The organism is Mycobacterium farcinogenes, from assembly GCF_019739075.1.
Classification (GTDB): domain Bacteria; phylum Actinomycetota; class Actinomycetes; order Mycobacteriales; family Mycobacteriaceae; genus Mycobacterium; species Mycobacterium senegalense.
Genome location: NZ_CP081673.1, coordinates 1,127,484 through 1,149,011, shown reverse-complemented (window position 1 = coordinate 1,149,011; position 21,528 = coordinate 1,127,484). Strand labels below are relative to the sequence as shown.

General features: G+C 66.7%; 21 protein-coding genes. 8 read left to right on the top strand and 13 right to left on the bottom strand.

The features are described 5' to 3' along the window. Window positions 1-115 precede the first annotated feature (115 nt). Window positions 116-709, top strand: a complete 594-nt coding sequence (locus K6L26_RS05370) for a TetR/AcrR family transcriptional regulator (protein WP_047036219.1) — start codon at window positions 116-118, stop codon at window positions 707-709. On the opposite strand, the gene K6L26_RS05365 is transcribed toward K6L26_RS05370, so the two are convergent. After that, the gene (locus K6L26_RS05365; RefSeq protein WP_036392834.1) at window positions 702-1,541 is read right to left on the bottom strand and encodes a mycofactocin-coupled SDR family oxidoreductase; all 840 of its coding nucleotides are present in this window, start codon (window positions 1,539-1,541) and stop codon (window positions 702-704) included. The genes K6L26_RS05370 and K6L26_RS05365 overlap by 8 nt on opposite strands. A gap of 368 nt (window positions 1,542-1,909) precedes the next feature. Between K6L26_RS05365 and K6L26_RS05360 the strand changes: the two genes are divergently transcribed. Beyond that, window positions 1,910-3,301 carry a hypothetical protein gene (locus tag K6L26_RS05360; protein WP_221852827.1) on the top strand — a complete coding sequence of 464 codons (1,392 nt, stop codon included), beginning with the start codon at window positions 1,910-1,912 and terminating at the stop codon, window positions 3,299-3,301. A 62-nt stretch (window positions 3,302-3,363) separates the two neighbouring features. On the opposite strand, the gene K6L26_RS05355 is transcribed toward K6L26_RS05360, so the two are convergent. The 5 genes from K6L26_RS05355 to hsaA all read right to left on the bottom strand — a co-directional run bounded on the left by K6L26_RS05355 (window position 3,364) and on the right by hsaA (window position 8,626). Next, window positions 3,364-4,896, bottom strand: coding sequence for a hypothetical protein (locus tag K6L26_RS05355; protein ID WP_245008695.1), 1,533 nt, complete (start codon window positions 4,894-4,896; stop codon window positions 3,364-3,366). Between the two features lie 174 nt (window positions 4,897-5,070). After that, window positions 5,071-5,640, bottom strand: a complete 570-nt coding sequence (gene hsaB, locus K6L26_RS05350; protein ID WP_019347995.1) for a 3-hydroxy-9,10-secoandrosta-1,3,5(10)-triene-9,17-dione monooxygenase reductase subunit — start codon at window positions 5,638-5,640, stop codon at window positions 5,071-5,073. 13 nt (window positions 5,641-5,653) lie between these two features. Next, a complete protein-coding gene (hsaC, locus tag K6L26_RS05345; RefSeq protein ID WP_019347996.1) occupies window positions 5,654-6,553 on the bottom strand; it encodes an iron-dependent extradiol dioxygenase HsaC in 900 nt (299 codons plus the stop codon). A 3-nt stretch (window positions 6,554-6,556) separates the two neighbouring features. Beyond that, complete coding sequence (hsaD, locus tag K6L26_RS05340; RefSeq protein ID WP_036391585.1) at window positions 6,557-7,432, bottom strand: 4,5:9,10-diseco-3-hydroxy-5,9,17-trioxoandrosta-1(10),2-diene-4-oate hydrolase; 876 nt, start codon at window positions 7,430-7,432, stop codon at window positions 6,557-6,559. Window positions 7,433-7,435: 3 nt separating this feature from the next. Next, window positions 7,436-8,626, bottom strand: a complete 1,191-nt coding sequence (hsaA, locus tag K6L26_RS05335; protein ID WP_036391582.1) for a 3-hydroxy-9,10-secoandrosta-1,3,5(10)-triene-9,17-dione monooxygenase oxygenase subunit — start codon at window positions 8,624-8,626, stop codon at window positions 7,436-7,438. Between the two features lie 168 nt (window positions 8,627-8,794). Here hsaA and K6L26_RS05330 point away from each other — a divergent pair, with 168 nt between their 5' ends. Both K6L26_RS05330 and K6L26_RS05325 read left to right on the top strand, forming a co-directional pair. Next, window positions 8,795-9,853 carry a ferredoxin--NADP reductase gene (locus K6L26_RS05330; protein ID WP_036391579.1) on the top strand — a complete coding sequence of 353 codons (1,059 nt, stop codon included), beginning with the start codon at window positions 8,795-8,797 and terminating at the stop codon, window positions 9,851-9,853. A gap of 28 nt (window positions 9,854-9,881) precedes the next feature. Next, window positions 9,882-10,451, top strand: coding sequence for a hypothetical protein (locus tag K6L26_RS05325; protein WP_036392828.1), 570 nt, complete (start codon window positions 9,882-9,884; stop codon window positions 10,449-10,451). Here the strand turns inward: K6L26_RS05325 and K6L26_RS05320 are convergent. Continuing rightward, window positions 10,380-10,895 carry an Rv1443c family protein gene (locus K6L26_RS05320; RefSeq protein WP_221852826.1) on the bottom strand — a complete coding sequence of 172 codons (516 nt, stop codon included), beginning with the start codon at window positions 10,893-10,895 and terminating at the stop codon, window positions 10,380-10,382. The two genes, K6L26_RS05325 and K6L26_RS05320, sit on opposite strands and share 72 nt — an antisense overlap. A 60-nt stretch (window positions 10,896-10,955) precedes the next feature. On the opposite strand from K6L26_RS05320, the gene K6L26_RS05315 reads away from it, so the two are divergent. Then, window positions 10,956-11,573: a TetR/AcrR family transcriptional regulator gene (locus K6L26_RS05315; RefSeq protein WP_245008694.1), complete on the top strand. Its 618-nt coding sequence runs from the start codon at window positions 10,956-10,958 to the stop codon at window positions 11,571-11,573. Window positions 11,574-11,648: 75 nt separating this feature from the next. Here the strand turns inward: K6L26_RS05315 and K6L26_RS05310 are convergent, their stop codons facing one another. After that, on the bottom strand, window positions 11,649-13,778 hold the full coding sequence (locus K6L26_RS05310) for an acyl-CoA dehydrogenase family protein (RefSeq protein WP_221852824.1): 2,130 nt from the start codon (window positions 13,776-13,778) through the stop codon (window positions 11,649-11,651). Between the two features lie 201 nt (window positions 13,779-13,979). On the opposite strand from K6L26_RS05310, the gene kstR reads away from it, so the two are divergent. Together kstR and otsB are read left to right on the top strand one after the other, a co-directional pair. Then, window positions 13,980-14,654, top strand: a complete 675-nt coding sequence (gene kstR, locus K6L26_RS05305; RefSeq protein WP_019344741.1) for a cholesterol catabolism transcriptional regulator KstR — start codon at window positions 13,980-13,982, stop codon at window positions 14,652-14,654. A gap of 3 nt (window positions 14,655-14,657) precedes the next feature. Continuing rightward, entirely contained in the window at window positions 14,658-15,407 is a 750-nt protein-coding gene (gene otsB / locus K6L26_RS05300; RefSeq protein ID WP_065063478.1) for a trehalose-phosphatase, read from the top strand. On the opposite strand, the gene K6L26_RS05295 is transcribed toward otsB, so the two are convergent. The 4 genes from K6L26_RS05295 to K6L26_RS05280 are packed head-to-tail and all read right to left on the bottom strand — an operon-like array spanning window position 15,404 to window position 19,158. Beyond that, window positions 15,404-16,504 carry an Rv3575c family transcriptional regulator gene (locus tag K6L26_RS05295; protein WP_019344743.1) on the bottom strand — a complete coding sequence of 367 codons (1,101 nt, stop codon included), beginning with the start codon at window positions 16,502-16,504 and terminating at the stop codon, window positions 15,404-15,406. The two genes, otsB and K6L26_RS05295, sit on opposite strands and share 4 nt — an antisense overlap. A gap of 11 nt (window positions 16,505-16,515) precedes the next feature. Continuing rightward, entirely contained in the window at window positions 16,516-17,397 is an 882-nt protein-coding gene (locus tag K6L26_RS05290; protein ID WP_076216122.1) for a metal ABC transporter permease, read from the bottom strand. Continuing rightward, window positions 17,397-18,179 carry a metal ABC transporter ATP-binding protein gene (locus K6L26_RS05285; protein ID WP_065063480.1) on the bottom strand — a complete coding sequence of 261 codons (783 nt, stop codon included), beginning with the start codon at window positions 18,177-18,179 and terminating at the stop codon, window positions 17,397-17,399. The genes K6L26_RS05290 and K6L26_RS05285 overlap by 1 nt, the downstream gene beginning before the upstream one ends. After that, the gene (locus K6L26_RS05280) at window positions 18,166-19,158 is read right to left on the bottom strand and encodes a metal ABC transporter solute-binding protein, Zn/Mn family (RefSeq protein ID WP_221853341.1); all 993 of its coding nucleotides are present in this window, start codon (window positions 19,156-19,158) and stop codon (window positions 18,166-18,168) included. The genes K6L26_RS05285 and K6L26_RS05280 overlap by 14 nt, the downstream gene beginning before the upstream one ends. 57 nt (window positions 19,159-19,215) lie before the next feature. On the opposite strand from K6L26_RS05280, the gene K6L26_RS05275 reads away from it, so the two are divergent. Further along, the gene (locus K6L26_RS05275; RefSeq protein WP_221852823.1) at window positions 19,216-20,346 is read left to right on the top strand and encodes a GTP-binding protein; all 1,131 of its coding nucleotides are present in this window, start codon (window positions 19,216-19,218) and stop codon (window positions 20,344-20,346) included. Between the two features lie 7 nt (window positions 20,347-20,353). Here K6L26_RS05275 and aztD read toward each other — a convergent pair whose 3' ends face one another. Then, on the bottom strand, window positions 20,354-21,514 hold the full coding sequence (gene aztD / locus K6L26_RS05270; protein ID WP_221852822.1) for a zinc metallochaperone AztD: 1,161 nt from the start codon (window positions 21,512-21,514) through the stop codon (window positions 20,354-20,356). Between the last annotated feature and the right edge of the window lie 14 nt (window positions 21,515-21,528).

The window sequence follows — 21,528 nt, the reverse complement described above, 5'->3', positions numbered from 1 at the left end:
AGTCGATCAAACCGTTAGGATGGCTCATGCTTACCACCCCCGGCATTCGGCGGTCAAGGTTCCCGGCCCACATGAAATATGCGTTGTCGGGCAACAACTTTGGAGAGCTGCGCTGATGGCGGCGGCACGTGCGACCAAAGAAAAGGACGCGGGCACCCGAAAGCGCCTCATCGAGGCGACCGCCCAGGTGATCCGCGACGAGGGCTATGCCGCGGCCACCACCCGACGCATCGCGGCCGTAGCCGGGGTCCGCTCGGCACTCGTCTACTACTACTTCGACACTCTCGACGACCTCTACATCGCGGTGCTGCGCAGCGGTGCCGATGTCGCCCTGGCCCGGCTGCGCGAGGCCATCACCACCGACGACCCACTGCGGGCTCTGTGGCTGATCAACTCCGATACGCGAGTGACCGGCCTCAATACCGAGTTCATGGCACTGGCCAATCACCGCAAGGCGATCGGCGTGGAACTCAAGGCATACTCCGAACGGGTCCGCGACATCGAGGCGACCGCCATGGCAGGAGTCCTGCGCGCCCACGGTGTGGACATGGAGGAGTTTCCGCCGGTGGTGATGTCGATGCTGCTCACCCAGTCCGCCCGCAGCCTGTGCAACGAAGAGGCGGTCGGCGTGACCGACGGCCACGCCGAGTTCCGCGCCTTCGTCGAACGGTTCCTGCGCCGGTTCGGCAGCGAAGCGACCGCTACTTGAGCATGCTGCCCGCGTCGACCGTGACCGGCAGACCGGTGATGTAGCGGGCCTCATCGGAGGCCAGGAAGAGCACCGCATTGCTGATGTCGACAGGCTCGACCCAGCCGACCGGAAGCACGTGCATCAGCTGGGCAACGACGGCCATGTCGTCGGGGCCCGGGTTCTCCAGGTCCGGCCGGAACAGCTTCATCGTGCCCTCGTTCATGAACATCGGGGTGTTGACGTTCGTCGGACACACCGAGTTCACCCGGATCGAGTGCTGACCCAACTCCACCGCGAAGCTGCGCATCAGGCCGATCACGCCGTGTTTGGCCGCGATGTAATGGCCGGTGTGCGGGTAGGCCTTCAGACCTCCGACTGAGCTGGTCAGGACGATCGAACCGCCCCGGCCGCCGGAAAGAATATGCGGCACCGCGGCTTTCACGGTTTTCCAGACACCCGACAGGTTGACGCCGATCATGTCGTCCCAGTCGGATTCCTTGGTCTCGTGCAGAACATCGCCGCCGTTACCGATGCCGGCGTTGGCCACCACGATGTCGAGCCGGCCGAGCTGCTCGACACCGCTGTCGACAGCCTCCTTGAGCGCGTCGAAGTCACGCACGTCGAGCTCCGCGGTGACGATCCGGCGATCCAGCCCCTTGACGAGATCCGCCGTTTCGGCCAGGTCGTCCGGGGTGGACGCGGGAATCGCGCTGGTATCGGTGACCGGGGCACAGACGTCCACCGCGATGATGTCGGCACCTTCTTGCGCCAATCGCAGCGCATGGCTGCGCCCCTGGCCGCGTGCCGCCCCCGTAACGAGGGCAACCTTCCCCTCGACTCTGCCTGCCATGGCCATCCTTTCGGCGTTTTGATCAGTCGATCAAACAATCGCATTGCCCACCGAGGGTGTCAAGGCCGGCTTTGATCGACCGATCAGCACCTTCCGGCACTCAGACCGGAGATCCCCGCTGCGCACTCAGGAAACTCTCAGCTTGAGGGATGACACCCTGGCGCCGGCGCGACCCTGAACTGGAATCGCAGAGCCGCCCGTGAGCTGCGCTTTCATATCGCAAACCCAGTGCACTCACAGCTCAAACATAGGTAAATAGGCGTCCTAATTTAGGTAAGGCATACCTATTGCCGCTTAGGTAAATCTCAGCTAACGTCCCTCCTCGCCGCCTCCCTGGGCGGCAAATGAATTCGAAAGAGGAGAATCGCGTGCAACAAGCACTCCCCTGGTCAACCGGGCGCAGGAACAAGCTCGTGCTGGGCGGTATCGCGGCGCTGGGCGCCAGCGTCATCGCCGTCAACCCGATCGCCACAAGTCCGGCCCTGATCGAGGCACAACACCGTGCCGTCCAGCTGGTAGCCGACGCCACGGCATCACCACTCGACGTGTACGGCGAGCTGGTCAACAACACCATTACGAACATCAGTACTCTCGGCGGGCAGCTTGCGGCCAATCCCTTCCCGGTCCTGAGCACAATCGCCGCGAACCAACAGGGCTACGCCGAACAGATCGGCACCGCCATCGAGGCGATTCCGTCGACGTTGCAGAACTGGTACGAGAACGGTGGCCGAGAAGGCAGCGCGGGCAAGGTGTACGTGGCCGCCATCCAAAGCGCGCTTCAATCCGGCGACTTCTTCACGGCCTACGACAATTTCAACAAGTTCTTCTTGTTCGCCATGCAGAATTCGGTTCTGCCGGTCTTCAACGTTCTGTTCACCATTCCCCCGCAGATGGCACAGAACTTCGCCAATGCGGTCACCGCGGTATCCAGCGCCGGCACTCTGGTTTACGGTCTCTTCCAGTCGGCCTTCGCACCGCTCAGCGGCGCCGCATTCGAAAGCTCCCGGGTCAGTGACGCGATCTCGAGCGCCCTTTCCTCCGGCGACCTCGAAGGAGCGATCACCGGGCTGGTGAACGCACCCGGCATCATCGCCAACGCGTTCCTCAACGGGTTCGACTACAACGAGGGCGACACCACAGAGGCATGGTCAGGGCTCTTCTCCCCCAAGGGAACCCGGGCCAGCGGTGGACCGATCTCTCAGCTGCTGGTCACCATTCCGCAGAAGATCGCCGCCGCCATCGCCAACTCCACCACAGGCTCCACGACCGGTGCCACTGTGGTCGCGGATGCCCTTTCGCCGGTAAGTGATTCGGCCGCCTCCGGAGCAGTCGAAACCTCGGTCACCGACCTGGGCGCCGGCACCGACGCCGCCGACGCAGCAGAAACCGCCGCTGCATCGACGGCAGTCACCAGCAAGACCACCAAGGCTGCCCTGACCGCCAAGACCGCAACGGACGCCGACACCGAGGACGCCACGGCTGCAAGCGCCACCGATGTAGCCGCCACAACGGCGACCGAGGCGACCGAGTCGGAAGAGGCCAAGCCGGCCAAGGCCGAGTCGAGCACTCAAGGCAAGCCCGGCGGAAGTCGGCTGAGCTCGGCCGCCAAGAAGCTCGGCGAGAAGATCAAGGGCACGAAGAGCAAGGGCTCGAAGAACGAGGCCGGCTCCGGTGACACCGGCGGCACGTCCGCCAAGAAGTCGACCAAGAGTGAGGGTAAGCACCCCAAGAAGGAATCAAGCCACAAGTCTGCGGCGTGACCACCGAATGACGAAACTGGGCCCCACCCTAGACGGGTGGGGCCCAGCCGGTGCAGCGCTGATTACTCGGACGAATCCGAGCCTCCCTTGGAGTCGCTTGCCTTGGAGTCACTCGCCTTGGACTCGCTCGCCTTGGTCTGCTTGGCCTTGACCTTGGCGGCCTTGGCCTCCTTGGCGGCGGTGACCTTGGCCTGCCGCGCGTCCTTGGCCTCCTTCACCTTGGCCTTGATCCGGTCGGTGATCTTGACCCGATCGTTGACCTTCGTCGTGCCTTCCGAGCTGACCGAACTGCCCGCAGCAGGCGCGGTCTCGGCGCCGGCAGCAGGCGCGGTCTCGGAGCCGGCAGCAGCCTCTTCCGTCACCACAGGAGCGGCCTCAGCGACCGGCTTCTCCACCTTCACGGCCTGCACAGCGGCCGCCGGAGTCTTCGAGGACTCGAGCGCCGGTGCCTGATCGACGCTTCCGGTCTCCAGAGCCGGAGCCTGCTCGACGCTTCCGGACTCCAGAGCGCCGGCCGCTTCCTTCTCCTTCACGGAATCGACGGTCGACTCAGCCAGCGCCGCCGTCGGCGATCCGCTCAGCGCCGCCGCAACACGCTGGGCCACGGTAGCCGACGGGGCCTCGGGGGTGTTGTCGATGGCGTCGGCGAGGGTCTTCGGAATGTTCACCAGCAGGTTCTGCAGCAGACCCGCGACAATCCGGGCCCCGCCCTGCTCGCCGGGCTCGGCCCAGGTGAGCAGCGCCGGCCACTCAGTGAAGCCTCCGGCACCCGACTCGTCGGGATCGGCATAGTCGAATCCATTGAGCGCCGCGTTGACGAGGATGCCCGGCGTGTTCACCACGGCGTTGAAGACACCCTCCATGTCGCCGGCGGCGACACTGGTGCTGATCGACTCAGCGATGCGGGCGAGCTCGAACGCCGGGCCGCTGACCGTGGCGAAAGCACCCTGGAAAAGAGCGCTGACGACGACGCTCGAGGTCAAAGTGGCGGCGACCAGATTCGTGAAGTTCTGGGCCATCTGCTCCGGGATGCCGGCCAGGTACTCGGTCCCGCCACGCGGGACGCCCGAGAGAATGAACCCGGGGGCGATCAGTGCGCCGAAGGCGCCCTGGAACGCGTACAGCATGGAGTGGTTGAACCACCGGTATGCCTCACCGATGTTGCCGGCCTGCAGTTCGGCGAGCGCCTGGTCCAAGCGCGCCTGCCCGTTGGCGCCCTCGTACCACGCCTTCAGGTTGGCGGGGATGGCCTCGAACGCCGCACCGAACTTCTCGGCGTAGCCCATCTGGTTCTCCAGAATCTGGCTCAGCAACGGTGCCGGGTTGGCGGCCACAGCCCCGCCCAGAGACTGGAGGTTGTTGAACGTCGTCTCGAACAACGACCCGTAGACGTCGACCGGGGAGGCGGTGGCCTCCATCGTCGCGGTCAGGTCGTAGGCGAGTGACTTCGCCTGCTCGATGACCGTGGTGTTCTGGGCGACGGGGGTCACCGCGATGGCGCTGGCGCTCATCATGGCGACGCCGGCGAGGAGGAACTTGTCCCTCCGACTGACCGCCGGGGCGGTACCGGAGGAGGCAAGGGCAGGTTGACGCACGAAATCTCCTGAAGCTGATAATTGACTGAGGAACGACCAAAAGTTAGCTTAGCGTCCCCTAATAATCAATAGGTATGCCTACCCTGACTTTCGACCAGGTAAATATGTGCTGGCCATGCGACAAGTGGGCCCCCTCCGTCGGGAGGGGGCCCAGTTGATGTCAGCGATGAGAAGTCAGAGCCAGGTGTCGGACGTCGTAGCTGTGAGGAACGCATCCAGGTCGTCACGCCACTGCGCCGGCGTGTTCTTGTCCGGCTCGATACCGGTGTACTCGCCGCGGTAGAACAGTAGCGGTCGTGGCTTGCGCTTGGGCACCTCTGACAACGAGTGCACGGCACCGAACACCACGAAGTGGTCGCCGCCGTCGTGCACCGAATGCACGTTGCAGTCGATGTGAGCCAAGCTGCCGTCGAGCACCGGAGAGCCGAGTTCTGATGGCGTCCAATCGATTCCGGCGAACTTGTCGGGCGCCTTGGAGCCGAACTGCGCGGACACATGCTGTTGCTTCTCGTGCAGCATGTTCACACAGAACTTCCCGCTGGCCTCGATGGCCTTCCAGGCCCGTGACTGCTTCGTGGGACAGAACAACACCAGCGGCGGGTCCAGCGACAGCGCGGCGAACGACTGACAGGCAAAGCCGATCGGCACGTCGTCGTGCAGGGTCGTGATGACCGTGACGCCAGTACAGAACTGGCCGAGCACATTTCGGAACGTACGCGGGTCGATCGGCTGAGCCTGTGTCATCTGAACGCCTGCGTTACTTGAATCCGACGGAGAAGTCGTGGCCCCAGAGGCTGACGCCCACGCTCTCGCGCGCGATCCAGCTCTCATCCTCGACTTCCAGCCCCTCACAACCGAATTCCATGTCGAACCCGCCCGGGGTCTTCATGTAGAAGGACAACATCTTGTCGTTGATGTGCCGGCCGAGGGTCGCCGACATCTTGACCTTGCGGCGGTTGGCGCGGTCCAGGCACAGGCCCACGTCGTCGGAGTTCTCCACCTCGACCATCAGGTGCACGATGCCCGTCGGGTTGGGCATCGGCATGAAGGCCAGCGCGTGATGGCGCGGGTTGCAGCCGTAGAAGCGCAGCCACACCGGATCGCCGTCGGCCGGGCGGCCCGCCAGCTGCGGCGGCAACTGCATCGAGTCACGCAGCCGGAAGCCCAGCACATCCTGGTAGAACGCTTGCGCCGCGGCGTCGTCGTCACAGGTGAGCACCACGTGCCCCAGCCCCTGCTCGGCGGTGACGAACTTGTGGCCATACGGGCTGACGAACCGCCGACCCAGGTACTGGGCCCCGTAGAACGCCTCGAGCACATTGCCGGAGGGATCGGAGAACCGGATCAGGCCCTCGACCCGGCGCTCGCGGATCTCGTCGCGGGTGCCCTCGACGAAATCGACGCCCGCCTTGGACAGGGTCTCGCGCAGATTCTGCAGCGCGGGCGCGTCGGCGACCTCCCAGCCGGAGATCAGCAGCCGGTCCTGTTCGCCGGGCACGATCACCAGGCGGGCAGCGAAGTCGTCCATGCGCAGGTAGAGCGCGCCGGGAATGGCACCCTCGCCTTCGACCATGCCCAGAACCTTCAGCCCGAACTCGCGCCAGGCCGCCACGTCGGTGGCCTCGATGCGCATGTAGCCCAGTGCCTTGATGCTCATCTGCTAACCCCCAAGGAAATCGATGGTGAGTTTGTTGAACTCGTCGAACTTCTCGACCTGAGCCCAGTGTCCACACTGCCCGAAGACGTGCAGCTGTACCCGCGGAATCTGCTTGACCGCGACCAGCGCACCGTCGAGCGGATTGACCCGGTCCTCACGGCCCCAGATCAAGAGCACCGGCTGACGCAGCTTGTACACCTCGCGCCACATCATGCCGAGCTCGAAGTCCGCACCCGCGAACGACTTACCCATCGCCCGCGTGGCGGCCAGCGACTCCGGTGTGCTGGCGATCGCGAACCGCTCGTCGACCAGCTCGGGGGTGACCAGCTTCTGGTCGAACACCATGATCCGGATGAAGGCTTCGAGGTTCTCGCGCGTCGGTTCGAAGTTGAACTTGGCGAGCGCCTTGACGCCTTCCGTCGGGTCCGGCGCGAACAGGTTGACGCTCAGGCCGCCCGGGCCCATCAGCACCAGCTTGCCCGCCCGGTCCGGGTAGTCGAGCGCGAAGCGGACCGCTGTACCGCCGCCGAGCGAATTGCCCAGCAGCGGAACGCGTCCCGTGATACCCAGCTTGTCGAGCAGGCCGAGCACCGCCTTGGCGCTGTATCGGTTGTACTGCTCGTGCTCGGTGTGCTTGTCCGACAGGCCGTAACCAGGCTGGTCGATGGCCAGCACGTGGTACTTCTCGGCCAGCACTGCGATGTTGCGGCCGAAGTTCGACCAGCTCGACGCACCGGGCCCGCCGCCGTGCAACAGCACGATGGTCTGCGCCGCCGGGTCACCGGCCTCGTGGTAGTGCAACCGCATGGCCAGCTCGCCGGCCTGCACGTCGGCGTAGCGGGAGGTGGATTCGAATGTGATCTCTTGCGTGGCAGTCATCGATCAGACCATCGTGTCGGCCGGGGGCAGGCCGAACTCGTTGTTGCCGAAGATCAGGTAGGCCCGCTCGGGATCGTTGGCGGCGTGCACCCGGCCGGCGTGCGCATCGCGCCAGAACCGTTGTACCGGAGCGTCATTGGACAGCGCGGTGGCACCCGAGGCCTCGAAGAGCCGGTCGATCGAGGCGATCGCGCGGCCGGTGGCACGCACCTGGTCGCGCCGCGCCCGGGCCCGCAGCTCGAACGGGATCTCCTCACCGGCCACCAGCAGCGCGTACTCGTCGGCGACGTTGCCCGACAGCTGGCGCCAGGCGGCGTCGATGTCGCTGGCCGCCTCGGCGATGCGGATCTTGGCGAACGGGTCGTCCTTGGCCTTCTCACCGGCGAACGCCGCGCGCACCCGCTTGCCCTGGTGCTCGACGTGCGCGTCGTAGGCACCGTAGGCCATGCCCACGATCGGGGCCGAGATGGTGGTGGGATGGATTGTGCCCCAGGGCATCTTGTACACCGGAGCGGTGTTGGTCCGGTACCCGCCGGCGGTGCCGTCGTTCATCGCCTTGTAGGACAGGAAGCGGTGCTTGGGCACGAACACGTCCTTGACCACGACCGTGTTGCTGCCGGTGCCGCGCAGGCCCACCACATTCCAGACGTCGTCGATCTGGTAGTCGGTCCGCGGGATCAGGAAGCTGCCGAAGTCGACCGGGCGGCCGTCCTTGATGACCGGGCCGCCGAGGAAGGCCCAGGTGGCGTGGTCGCAGCCCGAGGACCAGTTCCAGGCGCCGTTGACGAGGTAGCCGTCGCCGGCCTCGGTCACGGTGCCCGCACCCATCGGGGCGTAGGAGGAGGAGATCCGAACCGAGGTGTCCTCACCCCAGACGTCTTGCTGAGCCTGCTGATCGAACAGCGCCAGGTGCCAGTTGTGCACGCCGATGATGCCGGCCACCCAGCCGGTGGATCCACAGGCGCTGGCCAGCCGCCGGACCGCTTCGTAGAAGACGGTCGGGTCGCACTGCAGGCCGCCCCACTGCTCGGGCTGCAGCAGCTTGAAGAAACCGACGTCCTCCAGCGCTTTCACGTTCGCGTCGGGCAACTTACGCAGATCCTCGGTCTCCTGAGCGCGCTCACGCAGCGTCGGCAGCAATTCATCGATGCCGGCCAGAACCGCCTGCACGTCACGCTGTTCAATGGATGTCACGGAAATGCCTCCCAAGATTCGGACTGCGATAAGCGCGAGCTGACCGCCTAGACAGAGATTAGAACACGTTACGATTTGTGTCGAGTAGCGCCTTGTAATGGTGGGCTGGACCAGCGCAAGTACGTTTTTGTAACATGTTCTAGTTATGAGTGAAGAAAGGGTCCAGCCGTGACTGATGAGCCACTGGGCAGCCATGTGCTCGAACTGCAGGTGAGCGCGGTCATCGAGGAGACGGCCGACGCGCGGTCCCTGGTATTCGCCGTCCCCGAGGGTTCGACCATCCCAGCCGACCGGTTGAGCTACTCCCCCGGCCAGTTCCTGACCCTGCGGGTGCCCAGCGATCGCACCGGCTCGGTGGCTCGTTGCTACTCGCTGTCCAGCTCGCCGGTGACCGACGATCAGCTGACCGTCACGGTCAAGCGGACGGCCGACGGCTACGCGTCGAACTGGTTGTGCGACAACGCCCACGCCGGGATGAAGATGCACGTGCTGGCCCCGTCGGGAACCTTCGTGCCCAAGGATCTCGACACCGACTTCCTGCTGCTGGCCGCCGGCAGCGGCATCACGCCGATGATGGCGATCTGCAAGTCCGCCCTTGCCCAGGGCAGCGGCAACGTCGTCCTCGTCTACGCCAACCGCGACGAGAACTCGGTGATCTTCGGCGCCACCCTGCGGGAGCTGGCCGCCAAGTACCCCGACCGGTTCACCGTCGTGCACTGGCTGGAGACCGTGCAGGGGCTGCCCAGCCCCGCTGCGCTCGCCGGGCTCGTCGCGCCCTACGCCTCCCGCGAGGCCTTCATCTGCGGCCCCGGCCCGTTCATGGCCGCCGCCGAGCAGGCGTTGCAGCAGGCCGGCGCCGCCGACGAGCGCATCCACATCGAGGTGTTCAAGTCGCTGGATTCGGACCCGTTCGCGGCCGTGGTGATCGAGGAAGACGACAGCGACCAGGAGCCGGCCACCGCAGTCGTCACCCTCGACGGCACCACGCACGAGGTCCGGTGGCCGAGGTCGGCCACACTGCTCGACGTCCTGTTGGACAAGGGCCTGGACGCACCGTTCTCTTGCCGCGAGGGTCATTGCGGCGCGTGCGCGGTGCTCAAGAAGTCCGGCGACGTCGAGATGAAGATCAACGACGTGCTCGAACCCTCCGACCTCGAAGAGGGCCTGATCCTGGGTTGCCAGGCCACGCCGGTGTCGGATTCGGTCGAAGTCACCTACGACGAGTAACGAGCGGATACCTTTCTTGACGATGACGATCAACAGGCTCTCCGCAGCGAGCGCGGCAGCAGTGCTGACCGCGGCGGCGCTGGCGTTCCCCGCGTCGGCCTCCGCGGCCGCGAACTCTTCGGTCACCTCGATCCCCAGCCCGCAGGGCGACATCGAGATGCACGTCAGCGCGGACTGCGCGGGCACGCAGTGCACGTTCAACACGCAAGCCAACCTGCTCACGCCGGACGGCCCCATCGGATTCCCCGGTGACGCGTGGGCCCGGCAGACCATCACCCTGCGCAGCTCGAACAAGGACACCTGGCAGGAAGCGTCCTACAGCGCGCCGGCCGGTATGCCCCGAGAAATCAAGGGCTCCAACCACGACAACGTGCTCTCGAAGCTGTACCGGTCGATCAACAAGGTCGAGATCTCGGCGACCTACTTCGGCGGCGGACCGATCGAACGCTTCCGCATCGAGGGCGTATCGACCCCGACCGATTGGCGGACGGGTCAGCCGAACACCAAGGACGAGTTCATCATCTGCTCAGTCATCCAGGTGGTGTTCGGCGGCGTCAACCTGACCACACCCACGGCCTGCACCCAGACGCGGTTCTGACATGTGCTTGTCCACGAGCTTGCGCCAGCGGCGGTGCCGGTAGGCGTAGATGCCGCGGGCCAGCGCGGCCACCGCTGACGTGAGTCGGCCGGCGTCGATCTCGACGGTGTCGCTGTAGCGGCACGACCGATCGGTCACCGGTTCGACGTGCAAAGTGTGGTCCCAGGACCGAAGCACCCCGCCGTACTCGTGCGTGCGGACCGTCCGCGTGGTGTCATCGACCTCGAGCACCTCGATGGTGTGCCGGTAGGCCGGGATGAGGTGAAAGGCGAACAGCCAACCGGTTCCGCGCTCGCCCGCCTCGAACGGTTCGGTACGTCCGGCCAGCGCCGGCACACCGAACAAGCCGCGGCAGACATAGAGAAAAGTCGGGACCTGCTGCATGGCCTGCCACACTCGCGCGGTGTCGGCGGGCAGAATTGTTTCGACGTGGATGCGCTGCATGACACCAATTTTCGACGGCCGCGCACCGGGTGACTACTCGCTTTTCCCGCGGAGATGACGATGACGCCGACGGACCGCTTCCGGCCCCGCAAGCAGCCCAGACAGCAACGCGCGGTCGAAACTCGCCGGGCCATCCTCGAGGCGGCGGCTCGCGTTTTCGCCGAATACGGGTACGCCGGCGGCACCACCAACCGCATCGCCGCAGCAGCCGATCTGTCGATCGGCTCGCTGTATCAGTACTTCCCGAACAAGGACGCGATCCTGTCGGCACTCACCGACGCGCACGTCGACGCCGGCGCGGCGCTGCTGCGCGAACGCACGGCCGCGGGCCTGCCCGAATCAATCGAAGGCCTGCTGCGGCTGTTCGTCCGGGCGGCCATCGACAACCACCGCGACGACACCCGGCTGCACCGGGTGCTGTTCGAGGAAGCTCCCCGGGCGCCGGCGCTCCTGGACCGGTTGCACCGCGTCGAAGCGGACGCGGTGGGCGCGGTAAAAGCCTTGCTGGACAATCACTCTGAGGTGGCGGTGGCCGACACCACGTTCGCCGCACGCATGGTGGTCGCCACCGTCGAATCACTCACCCACCGACTGCTGGCCTGCGACAAGCCCGCCGATGCCGAACAACTCGAGGACGGCATCGTCACGATGCTGGCGGCGTACCTGCGGGGCGACTAATCGCGCGAGCAGACGCAAATGTCCCCGAAACCACGGCGTGTCGGGGACATTTGCGTCTGTTCGCGGAAGAAAGTCCTAGCGCGGCAGGCCCAGCAGGCGCTCGCCGGCGACGGTCAGCAGGATCTGCTCGGTGCCACCGGCGATCGTCAGGCAGCGCGTGTTGAGGAAATCGTGCACCTCCTGGTTGCGCACCGCACCCCCGCCGTCGGACAACTCGAGGCGGAACTCGGCCAGCGCCTGGCGGTAGCGCACCCCGATGAGCTTGCGAGCGCTGGCCTGTGCGCCGGTGTCCTGGCCGCTGACCGCCAGTTGGGCGATCCGCTGATCCAGCAGCGAACCCACCTGCGCGGTCAGGATCAACCCGCCCAGCCGGTCCAGGTCGGCCGGGTCAACATCCGCCTTGGCACCGAGGGTGCGCAGCAGCTCCTCCATCGGATTGCCCAGCGCGGTACCACCGGCCATCGCCACCCGCTCGTTGGCCAGCGTGGTGCGGGCCAGCCGCCAGCCGTCGTTGACGGTGCCCACCACCATCTCGTCGGGCACGAACACGTCGTCGAAGAACACCTCGTTGAACAGCTCGTCACCGGTGATCTCGCGCAGCGGGCGGATCATGATGCCGGGCGTCTTCATGTCGATCAGGAAGTACGTGATGCCCTTGTGTTTCGGAGCATCGGCATCGGTGCGGGCCAGGCACACGCCCCAATGCGCCTTCTGCGCCGCCGAGGTCCACACCTTCTGCCCGGTCAGCTTCCAACCCGGCTCGCCGTTGGGGCCTTCGGCGCGAACGGCTTTCATGCGCAGCGCGGCCAGGTCGGAGCCGGCGCCCGGCTCGGAGAACAGCTGGCACCAGGCCAGGTCGCCGCGCAGGGTGGCCGGCACGAACTGGTCGATCTGCTCCGGGCTGCCGTGCTCCAGGATGGTCGGCACGGCCCACCACCCGATCACCAGATCCGGGCGTTCCACCTCGGCCGCCGCGAGCTCCTGATCGATCAGCAGCTGCTCGGCCGGAGATGCGTTGCGACCATAGGGCTTCGGCCAGTGCGGGGCCAGCAGGCCGGACTCCGCCAGGGCCACCTGCCGCTTCTCCACTGGCAGCGCGGCCACATCGGCGACCGCGGCGCTGATCTCCGGACGCAGGTCGGCCACCGAATCCAGGTCGATCCGAAGTTCACGCCGCACGCCCTGCTGCGTCAGCGCCGAGACCCGGCGGATCCAGCGGCGCCGGCCGCCGAGCGTATGCGAAATCCCATATGCGCGACGCAGATACAGATGCGCCTCGTGCTCCCAGGTGATGCCGATACCGCCGAGCACCTGGATGCAGTCCTTGGCGTTGGACTCGGCCGCCTCGATGCCCGCGGCGGCGGCCACCGCGGCCGCGACCGACAGCTGGGAGTCGTCGGACTCCGACACCGCGCGGGCGGCGTCGGCCGCCGACACCGAGACCTGCTCGGAGCGCAACAGCATCTCGGCACACATGTGCTTGACGGCCTGGAAGCTGCCGATCGGCTTGCCGAACTGCTCGCGCACCTTGGCGTATTCGGTGGCGGTCTGCAGGGTCCAGCGGGCCAGCCCGGCGGCCTCGGCCGCCAGTAGGGTCGCGGCGATGTCGGTGAACCGCTGCCGCGAGACGTCGAGCACCTGGGCGGGCGCCGAATCGAGCACCACGCGGGCCAGCGGCAACGAGAAGTCCGTCGCGAGCAGCAGTTCGACACTCACCCCGGCGGCGCTTCCGTCGACCAGAACCACCCGGTCACCGGCCGGCAGCAACAGCACTCCGGCGGTATCGGCACCGAGTACGTAGTCGACTGTGCCCGACACTGCGTCTCCGGACAGCGTCAGGTCGGCGTACAGAGCCGCGCCGGCGCTGCGCTCACCCGACACCAGTGCCTCCAGCACTGCCTCATCGCTGACGACCAGGGTGGCCAGGGCCGTGGTGGCGACCGGACCGGGCACCAGCGCGGCGGCGGCCTCGTCGACCATCGCGCACAGATCCTCGACCGTGCCGCCGGCCCCGCCCTGCTCCTCGGGGACCGCGACGCTGAAGATCCCTAGTTCGGCGAGACCCTGAAACGGCGTACGCCACGCGTCGGCATCCTGTTCGGCGGAGCGGACGGCGGTGGCTGTAGCGGCTGCGGCCGCCCAGCTACGCACCAGGTCACGGGCGGCAAACTGCTCGTCGGTGATGGTCGCGGACGCGCCGGACATGGTGGACCTCCTAGCCCCTAACGCGAGAAGTCCGTGCTTCCCACTAGAACGTGTTCTAATGGTGACAGCGTTCGACCGTCAAGTCGACCCGCATCACAGCAGGACACGTCCGTGTGTTTACCGGCGCGGAGGTGCGTAGAAGGAGATTGCCGTGCGTATCGTTTTCGACGAGGTACGCCACGAGAGGGGGCCACACACCGCATGTCCAGCGCACCACAGGCAGGCAGTGAATCGTCCGGGTCCGAAACCCGACCGCGTGAGGTTCTGAACGTGGCTGTCCTCGCCGAATCCGAACTGGGATCAGAAGCACAGCGGGAGCGTCGCAAGCGCATCCTGGACGCCACCCTGGCCATCGCCTCCAAGGGCGGCTACGAAGCTGTCCAGATGCGCGCCGTGGCCGAACGCGCCGATGTCGCCGTCGGCACGCTCTACCGCTACTTCCCGTCCAAGGTCCATCTGCTGGTGTCTGCCCTCGGCCGCGAGTTCGAGCGCATCGACGCCAAGACCGACCGGGCCGCCCTCTCCGGCGGCACCCCCTACCAGCGGCTGAGCTTCATGGTCGGCAAGCTGAACCGGGCCATGCAGCGCAATCCGCTGCTCACCGAGGCCATGACGCGGGCGTTCGTCTTCGCCGACGCCTCCGCCGCAGGCGAGGTGGACCACGTCGGCAAGTTGATGGACTCGATGTTCGCGCGCGCCATGAGCGACGGTGAGCCGACCGAGGATCAGTACCACATCGCCCGGGTCATCTCGGATGTGTGGCTGTCGAACCTGCTGGCCTGGCTAACCCGGCGGGCCTCGGCCACCGACGTCAGCAAGCGCCTCGACCTGGCCGTGCGACTGCTGATCGGCGCTGAGGACAAACCTAAGATCTAGCGGGTGAGCCTTCCCGCCGATCTGACCGAAGCGCTGACCGCGGCCGCCCGCGCCGACAGGTTGCTCATCACCTCTGATTTCGACGGCACCCTGGCCCCGATCGTCAACAACCCGGCCGACGCCCGCCCACTGCGCGACGGCGCCGACGCCCTGGTGGCGCTGGCTCGATGCCCGGACACCTCCACCGCCCTGATCTCCGGCCGAGCGTTGGAGGTACTGCGGGAGCTGTCCGGGATGCCCGCGGCCGTGCACATGGTCGGCAGCCACGGAGCCGAATTCGACTCCGGGTTCTCCCATCCCATCGACCGCGACCTCCTCGATCGGATCGGTGCCGAGCTCACCGCGATCGCCGCCGCCCGGCCCGGGGTGACCGTCGAACTCAAACCGGCTAGCGTGGCCCTGCACGTCCGCAACGCCGAACCCGCCGACGCCGAGGCCGCGTGCACGCAGGCACTCGAATCCGCACAAGCCTGGGATGCGCAGCTGACCAAGGGCAAAGCCGTGCTCGAGTTCGCGGTGATCACCACCGACAAGGGCGAGGCCATCGACATCCTGCGCGCCGAACATCAAGCCTCGGCGGTGATCTACTTCGGCGACGACGTCACCGACGAGAAAGCGTTCCGCCGGCTCCAAGACGGCGACGTCGGAGTCAAGGTAGGGCCGGGCGAGACGCTGGCGGGCTACCGCGTCGAAGGCCCCGAAGATGTCGTCGCCGCCTTGAAATTCCTGCTCGACGAGCGCAACGGAAGCTAGGCCGGCGGGCCCGAGGTCCGACCGCGCACCACTTCTGTGTCGAGCACGTCGATCACCGGCAACCCATCCCGCGGCGGATTGTGCAACAGTTCGCCGGCCCGCCGCCCCTTGGCCACGCTGGACTGCACCACCGTGGACAGGCCGCGCCGCAACGCCTCCGGCACCCCGTCGAACCCGGTCACCGTCATCTCCCCCGGCACGTAGATGCCCCGTGACCGCAGATAGTCCATGGCCGACAGGGCCAGTACGTCGGCGGTGCACATCAGCGCGGTGATGCGGGGATTGGCCTCCAAGGCCACCTCGGCGGCCGCCCCGCCGGAGGTCGGCAGATGGTCATAGCTCTCGACCACCGTGAGGGTGTCCGGTGCCAGACCGGCGGCGGTCATCGCGTCGTACACCCCGTGGATCCGTTCACGCTGTACGTGGAAATGCGGGGAGAGCACCCGATCCGGATCTGCCAGTGCGGGTTTCGTGTCCTCGTGCGGCCAGTCCCGACCCAGCCGCATGGTCAGCAGACCGATGTCGCGATGGCCCAGCTCAAGCACATGCTCGGCCAGCCTGCGCATCCCGCCGCGATCGTCGATGCTGACCCGCGAGACCCCGGGCACGTCCTTCGGCTGATCCACCACCACGACCGGCAAGTGACGCTGCCGCACCACCGGCAGGTACGGATCGTCGTCGGAGGCCGAATACACCACGAAGCCGTCGACGCCGGCCGCGAGCACCGCCGCCGCGCCGTCCTCGAAACTGCGGTTGGGCCCGATCGCCACCAGCAACAGGCCCTGGCCCACCGCCTCACAGGACTCGGCAAGTCCGGCAACGAAATCCAGCGCGGCGGGGTCACTGAACGAGTAGTTGAGCGGCTCGGTGATGATCAGCCCGACGGCACCGGCCTTCCGGGTGCGCAGGGAACGTGCCACCGGATCGGGCCCGGCATAGCCCAACCGCTTGGCCGCATCGAAGATCCGGTCGCGAAGCTCGGCGGACAGCTGGTCAGGGCGGTTGTATGCGTTGGAGATCGTGGTCCGCGAGACCTTGAGTTCGGCCGCCAGCGACGCCAGGGTGGCCCGCCGCGGCGGGTGGGGACTCCTCGGCATGCTTCCCGAGGCTAGTGGACCGTCGAATTCCTCACCCGGTCAACCGTCCACACCGCCAGCCAGATCCCGCAGGCGATCGTCACGATCACGAAGCTCGGCGGCATGTTGAAGATTGCTGACACCACCAGACCCGTCCACACCGACAGGACGCTGATCGCGGTCGAGATCGTCATCGCCAGAACCGGTCGCGCGGTCACCATGATTGCCGTCGCGGCCGGGGTGACCACGAGCGCGAACAACAGCAACGTGCCCACGGCGAGCACCGCCATCGTCACCGCGATTCCCAACAGCACCATGAACAGCACCGACAGGGCGCGAACCGGCACGCCTTTGGCCTCGGCCACCTGCGGGTTGACCGATGCGAACAGCAATGGGCGGAAGACGAATACGACGGTGGCGGCCAACAGGAGCAGCAGTGCGGTGAAGGTCAGCAACTGCTGATGCGTGATGGCAAGCAGGTTGCCGAACAACACGTTGGTCAGCGTGGAAGAGTTCTTGGTGGCCAGCGAGTTGAAGAACAACCCGAAGCCGGTGGCCAGGGCCAACACCGTGCCGGTGGCGACCTCGCGGTCGTGGGCCCGGCTGCCCAGTGCCCCGATCACCAAGGCCCCGCCGACGCAGAACGTCAGCAGCCCCATCCCGACCGGCAGTCCGAGCAGTGCCGCACCGGTGGCGCCGGGCAGGCCGATGTGGGCCAGCGCGTGGGCGGCGAACGCGGTGTTGCGCACGATGACGAAATAACCGATCAGCCCGGCGGCAAGCGCCACCAGCGTGCCGCCGATCAGCGCGTTGCGCATGAAGGCCGAGGTCAGGATCTGCCACCAGTTGTGCTGGTAGCCCAGTGCCAGACTGCCTTGGGCGAACGTACCCGCAGCCTGCAGGCTCGCCGGCATCACCCGCTCCTCATGTACATCTGGCCCAGCGGGGTGTGGGCGACCTGCACCTTGGTTCCGTACAGATGGGTCAGCAGGTCGGCGTCCACCACCTCGTCGATGGCCGCGTGGTGAGCGTGGCCGTCGAGCAGGTAGATGGCACTGTCGAGCACACTCAGCAACGGGTTGAGGTCATGGGCCACAACGAGAATCGTCACGCCGAGGTCATGGTTGAGCCGGGCCAGCAGTTGCACGATCTCGTGCTGGTTGCGCAAGTCGAGGGCGGCCAGCGGTTCGTCGAGGATGAGCATCTTCGGATGTCCGACAAGGGCATTGGCCAACGCGATGCGCTGCCGCTGGCCCCCGGACAGTTCGGACAGTCGCATGGTGGCGAACTCGGCGGCCTCGACCCACTCCAAGGCCTCGTCGACCCGGGCTTTTTCGGCTGCCGAGGTGCGGGTGAAACCCCATCGTCGCCCGGTGAGGCCGAGGGTCACCGCGCCCCGGGCCCGGATTGCCTCGCCCGCGCCTGCCGTGTAATCCTGCGGGACGTAGCCGATCAGGTCGTTGTGCTCGCCCGGCGCTGAACCGAGCACCCGCACCGAACCCGACGCCGCGGGCAGCAGACCCAAAATGACCTGCAACATCGTGGACTTGCCCGATCCGTTGGAGCCGATGAGCGCGACGATGCCACCGGTCGGGATCTCGAACGTGCCCTCCGACCAGATCAGCCGACCCCCGCGTACGGCACTGACGTCGTCGAAGACGAGAGCGGGTTCAGATTGACTGTTAGGACTCGACACCGAGAGCCTTGGCGAGCGCCGTCAACTGGTTCACCTGCCAAGCCTCGAACGAATCCGTGCCCGGCGCCACCGTTTCGGTGACATCGACCACCGGAATTCTGGCGCTCTCGGCGGCGGCCCGGATCTGTCCGGGCAGCGAGCCCTCGGTCTGGGTGTTGTAGATCAGCACGTCGACGCCGTGATCGGCGAGCAGACGCAGGAACGCGTCCAGGTCGGCCGGCGACGGGTCGGCCTCGTTGGACGAGGCGGCCTGGTAACCCGCGGGCGTGGCGTTGACCAGGCCGACAGCGGCCGCCATGTCGTCGAACACCGCTTCAGTGGCGGCGTAGCGCTTACCGGCGGCCTTGTTCTTGATATCTGTGATCAGCTGCTGGTAGGGCTGCATCGAGGTGGTGAACTCGGCGCGCCGCTGCGTGAAGTAGTCGCGCGCGTCCGGAGCCAACTGGCTCAACTCTTCGGTGATCGTGTCCGCCAGGCCGGTCACCGCAGCGGGGTTGTACCAGGCGTGCGGGTTGCTCGAGTGCTCGTGAGCGTGGCCGCCGTCGCCGTGGTCATGGTCATGGTCGTCATCGCCGGCCCCGATGGCGGAGACCATGACGGCGTCCGGTGCGGTGCTCTGGGCCAGCTTGGCCGCCCACTCGTCATAGTGACCGCCGTTGATCACCACCATCTGCGCGCCCTGGAATTTGGCCGCGTCCGCGGGCGAGGGTTCGAAGTCGTGCGGATCGACGGATGAGCCGGCGAGCACGGTGGTCACCTTGGCGCAGTCGCCGCCCAGTGCGGACACGATGTCGCCCCACTGATCGACGCTGACGACGACGTCGACCGGGGTCGTCACGCAGTTCGCGCCGGCATCGGACTGCTGGGTTTCTTCGGAGCCGCAGGCGGCGAGAGCGAATGGGGTGGCCAGCAGCAACGCGGTGGCGGCGGCGCGGAGGTTCAGGGGCGTGAGCACAGCGATAACGATAACCGTTTGCATTAGCTGACGCACGTCCGGATGATGAGTTATTGAAAATCATTTTCATTAAGGAGTGCGATGTCCGACCTGCTGCCCGTCACCGTCCTGTCCGGCTTCCTCGGCGCCGGCAAGACCACACTGCTCAACCACATCCTCGCCAACCGCGAGGGCAAGCGCGTCGCGGTGATCGTCAACGACATGAGCGAGGTCAACATCGATGCGGCGCTGATCGCCGGACAAGGCCACCTCGACCGCACCGAGGAGAAGCTGGTCGAACTCACCAACGGCTGCATCTGCTGCACCCTGCGCGAAGACCTGGTCGAGGCGGTCGGCGCGCTGGCTCGGCAGAACCGGTTCGACCACCTGGTCATCGAATCGACCGGAATCTCCGAGCCCATGCCGGTCGCGGCGACGTTCGAGTGGGAGTTCGAGGACGGGTTCCAGCTCGGCCGGCTGGCGAAACTGGACACCCTGGTGACGGTGGTCGACGCGTCCACGTTCCTGAGCGAGATCGTCCGCGGTGAAGGCCTGGCCGACCGGGATCTGGCCGCCGGCGAGGGCGATGCCCGCAGCATCGCCGACCTGCTCACCGATCAGGTGGAGTTCGCCGACGTGATCCTGCTCAACAAGACCGACCTGGTGAGCCCGGCGATCCTCGACACCGTCGAAACGCTGCTGCGCAGGCTGAATCCGACTGCCAAGCTGATCCGGACCGACCACGGCGTCGTCGACATCGGCGAGGTGCTGGGCACCGGGCTGTTCGATCCGGTGGCCGCCGCCCAGACCCCGGGCTGGGACGAGGAGATCGCCGACGGGCACACCCCCGAGACCGAGGAGTACGGCATCAGCTCGATGACCTTCCGCTCCGACCGGCCGTTTCACCCGCAGCGCCTCGGCGACGCCCTCGGTCAGGTGACAAGGGTGTTGCGCAGCAAGGGATTCTGCTGGATCGCCAGCCGCCCGACGATCGCCGCCATCTGGTCACAGGCCGGCCCGAACCTGGTGATCGAGCCGGCCCAGTACTGGTCGGGCACGGAGATCGCGCCCGGCCAGGAGATCGTGTTCATCGGGATCAAGCTCGACCGGGACAAGGTCCGCCGACTGCTCGGACAGGCCCTGCTCACCGACGCCGAACTGGCCGAGGGGCAGCAGGCCTGGGCCGGCTACCCGGACCCGCTTCCGGTCTGGAACGTCACGCACTCGCACTGAGCTCCGGCTAGTGCGCGTGGCCCACGGTGCCGCCGAGCTCGTTGGGTGCCTGCTCGAGGGTCACCGACGCGCCTTTCGTGCCGGATTCGATGTCGACGATGTGGATCTGCCTGGTGGCCGGATCGCTGACGAACACGTCGTGGCCGCGGGCGAACACGCTGGGCCGGGGCTGCTGCCAGTCGTCGGGCTCGGTCCACGGCTCGACGACCGCGATCGTCTTGACGGTGCGCCCGGACACCGGGTCGATGACGTGGAGGTTGCCGTCGGTGCCCAGGATGAGGCCTTCGGCATGCGGCCCGCGCGCCAGCGAGCGGAACGAGTAGCTGACCGACTGCGGCAGGGCCACCAGCCGCAGCTGGCCGGTCGAGGTGTCGACGAGGGCGAACCGGTTGGGCCGTTCCAGCTCGGCATCGGGATCGACCTTGTAGTCGCCCAATGCCACCGGTGAGTCCTGGTGCCCGCGCACGGTACCCACCCGGCCATATGCGTCCGGGGCGCCGATCTTTGTGAAGGCGCCGTCGGCGTAGGTCAGAACACCGTTCTCACAGCCGAATACGATGGTGGTGGACTCCACCACCGTTTCTCCGTGGATGCCGGGGCATTCGGCACTGCGGGCGATCTCCCGGTCCGAGGCGTCGAAGGCGACCGCACCGCTGCGCTCGTCGGGATTGCCTTCGCTGCGCACCCAACTCCCGTCGTCGAGTACCACCGCGACGCCGTGATGCGGCTCCGGTGTTTTCATGCCTCTCATTCGCGGCGCGGCGGCGGCGATATCGTGCGGGTTGAGCACGGTGATCTCGCCGGTCCCGTCGGCGAACAGCACCGTGTGTTCACCGTGGGTGACAACGTGACCGGGTTCCTCGGCGGCGAACGTGGTGTCGGTCAACTCGCCCGCCGAGGCGTCGAGCAGCCGGAACCCCTCCCCGGTGGAGACCAGCACATGGGAATCGTCGCCGGCCGGGTTGACGCGCAGGAACCCGTCCATCGGGACATCGGCCTTGACCTGCAAGCTGTTGCCGTCCAGCACATACAACCCACCGTCATAGGTGACCACCAGCGGATCAGGTATCGGCTCTCGTGCCGCCGACGGCGTTTCACCACCGCCGCAACCGGTCAGCGCCGCCGCGAGCGCACCGGCCAGCACCAGGGCCTTCGAAGAGTTCGGCATTCGGTCTCCTTTTT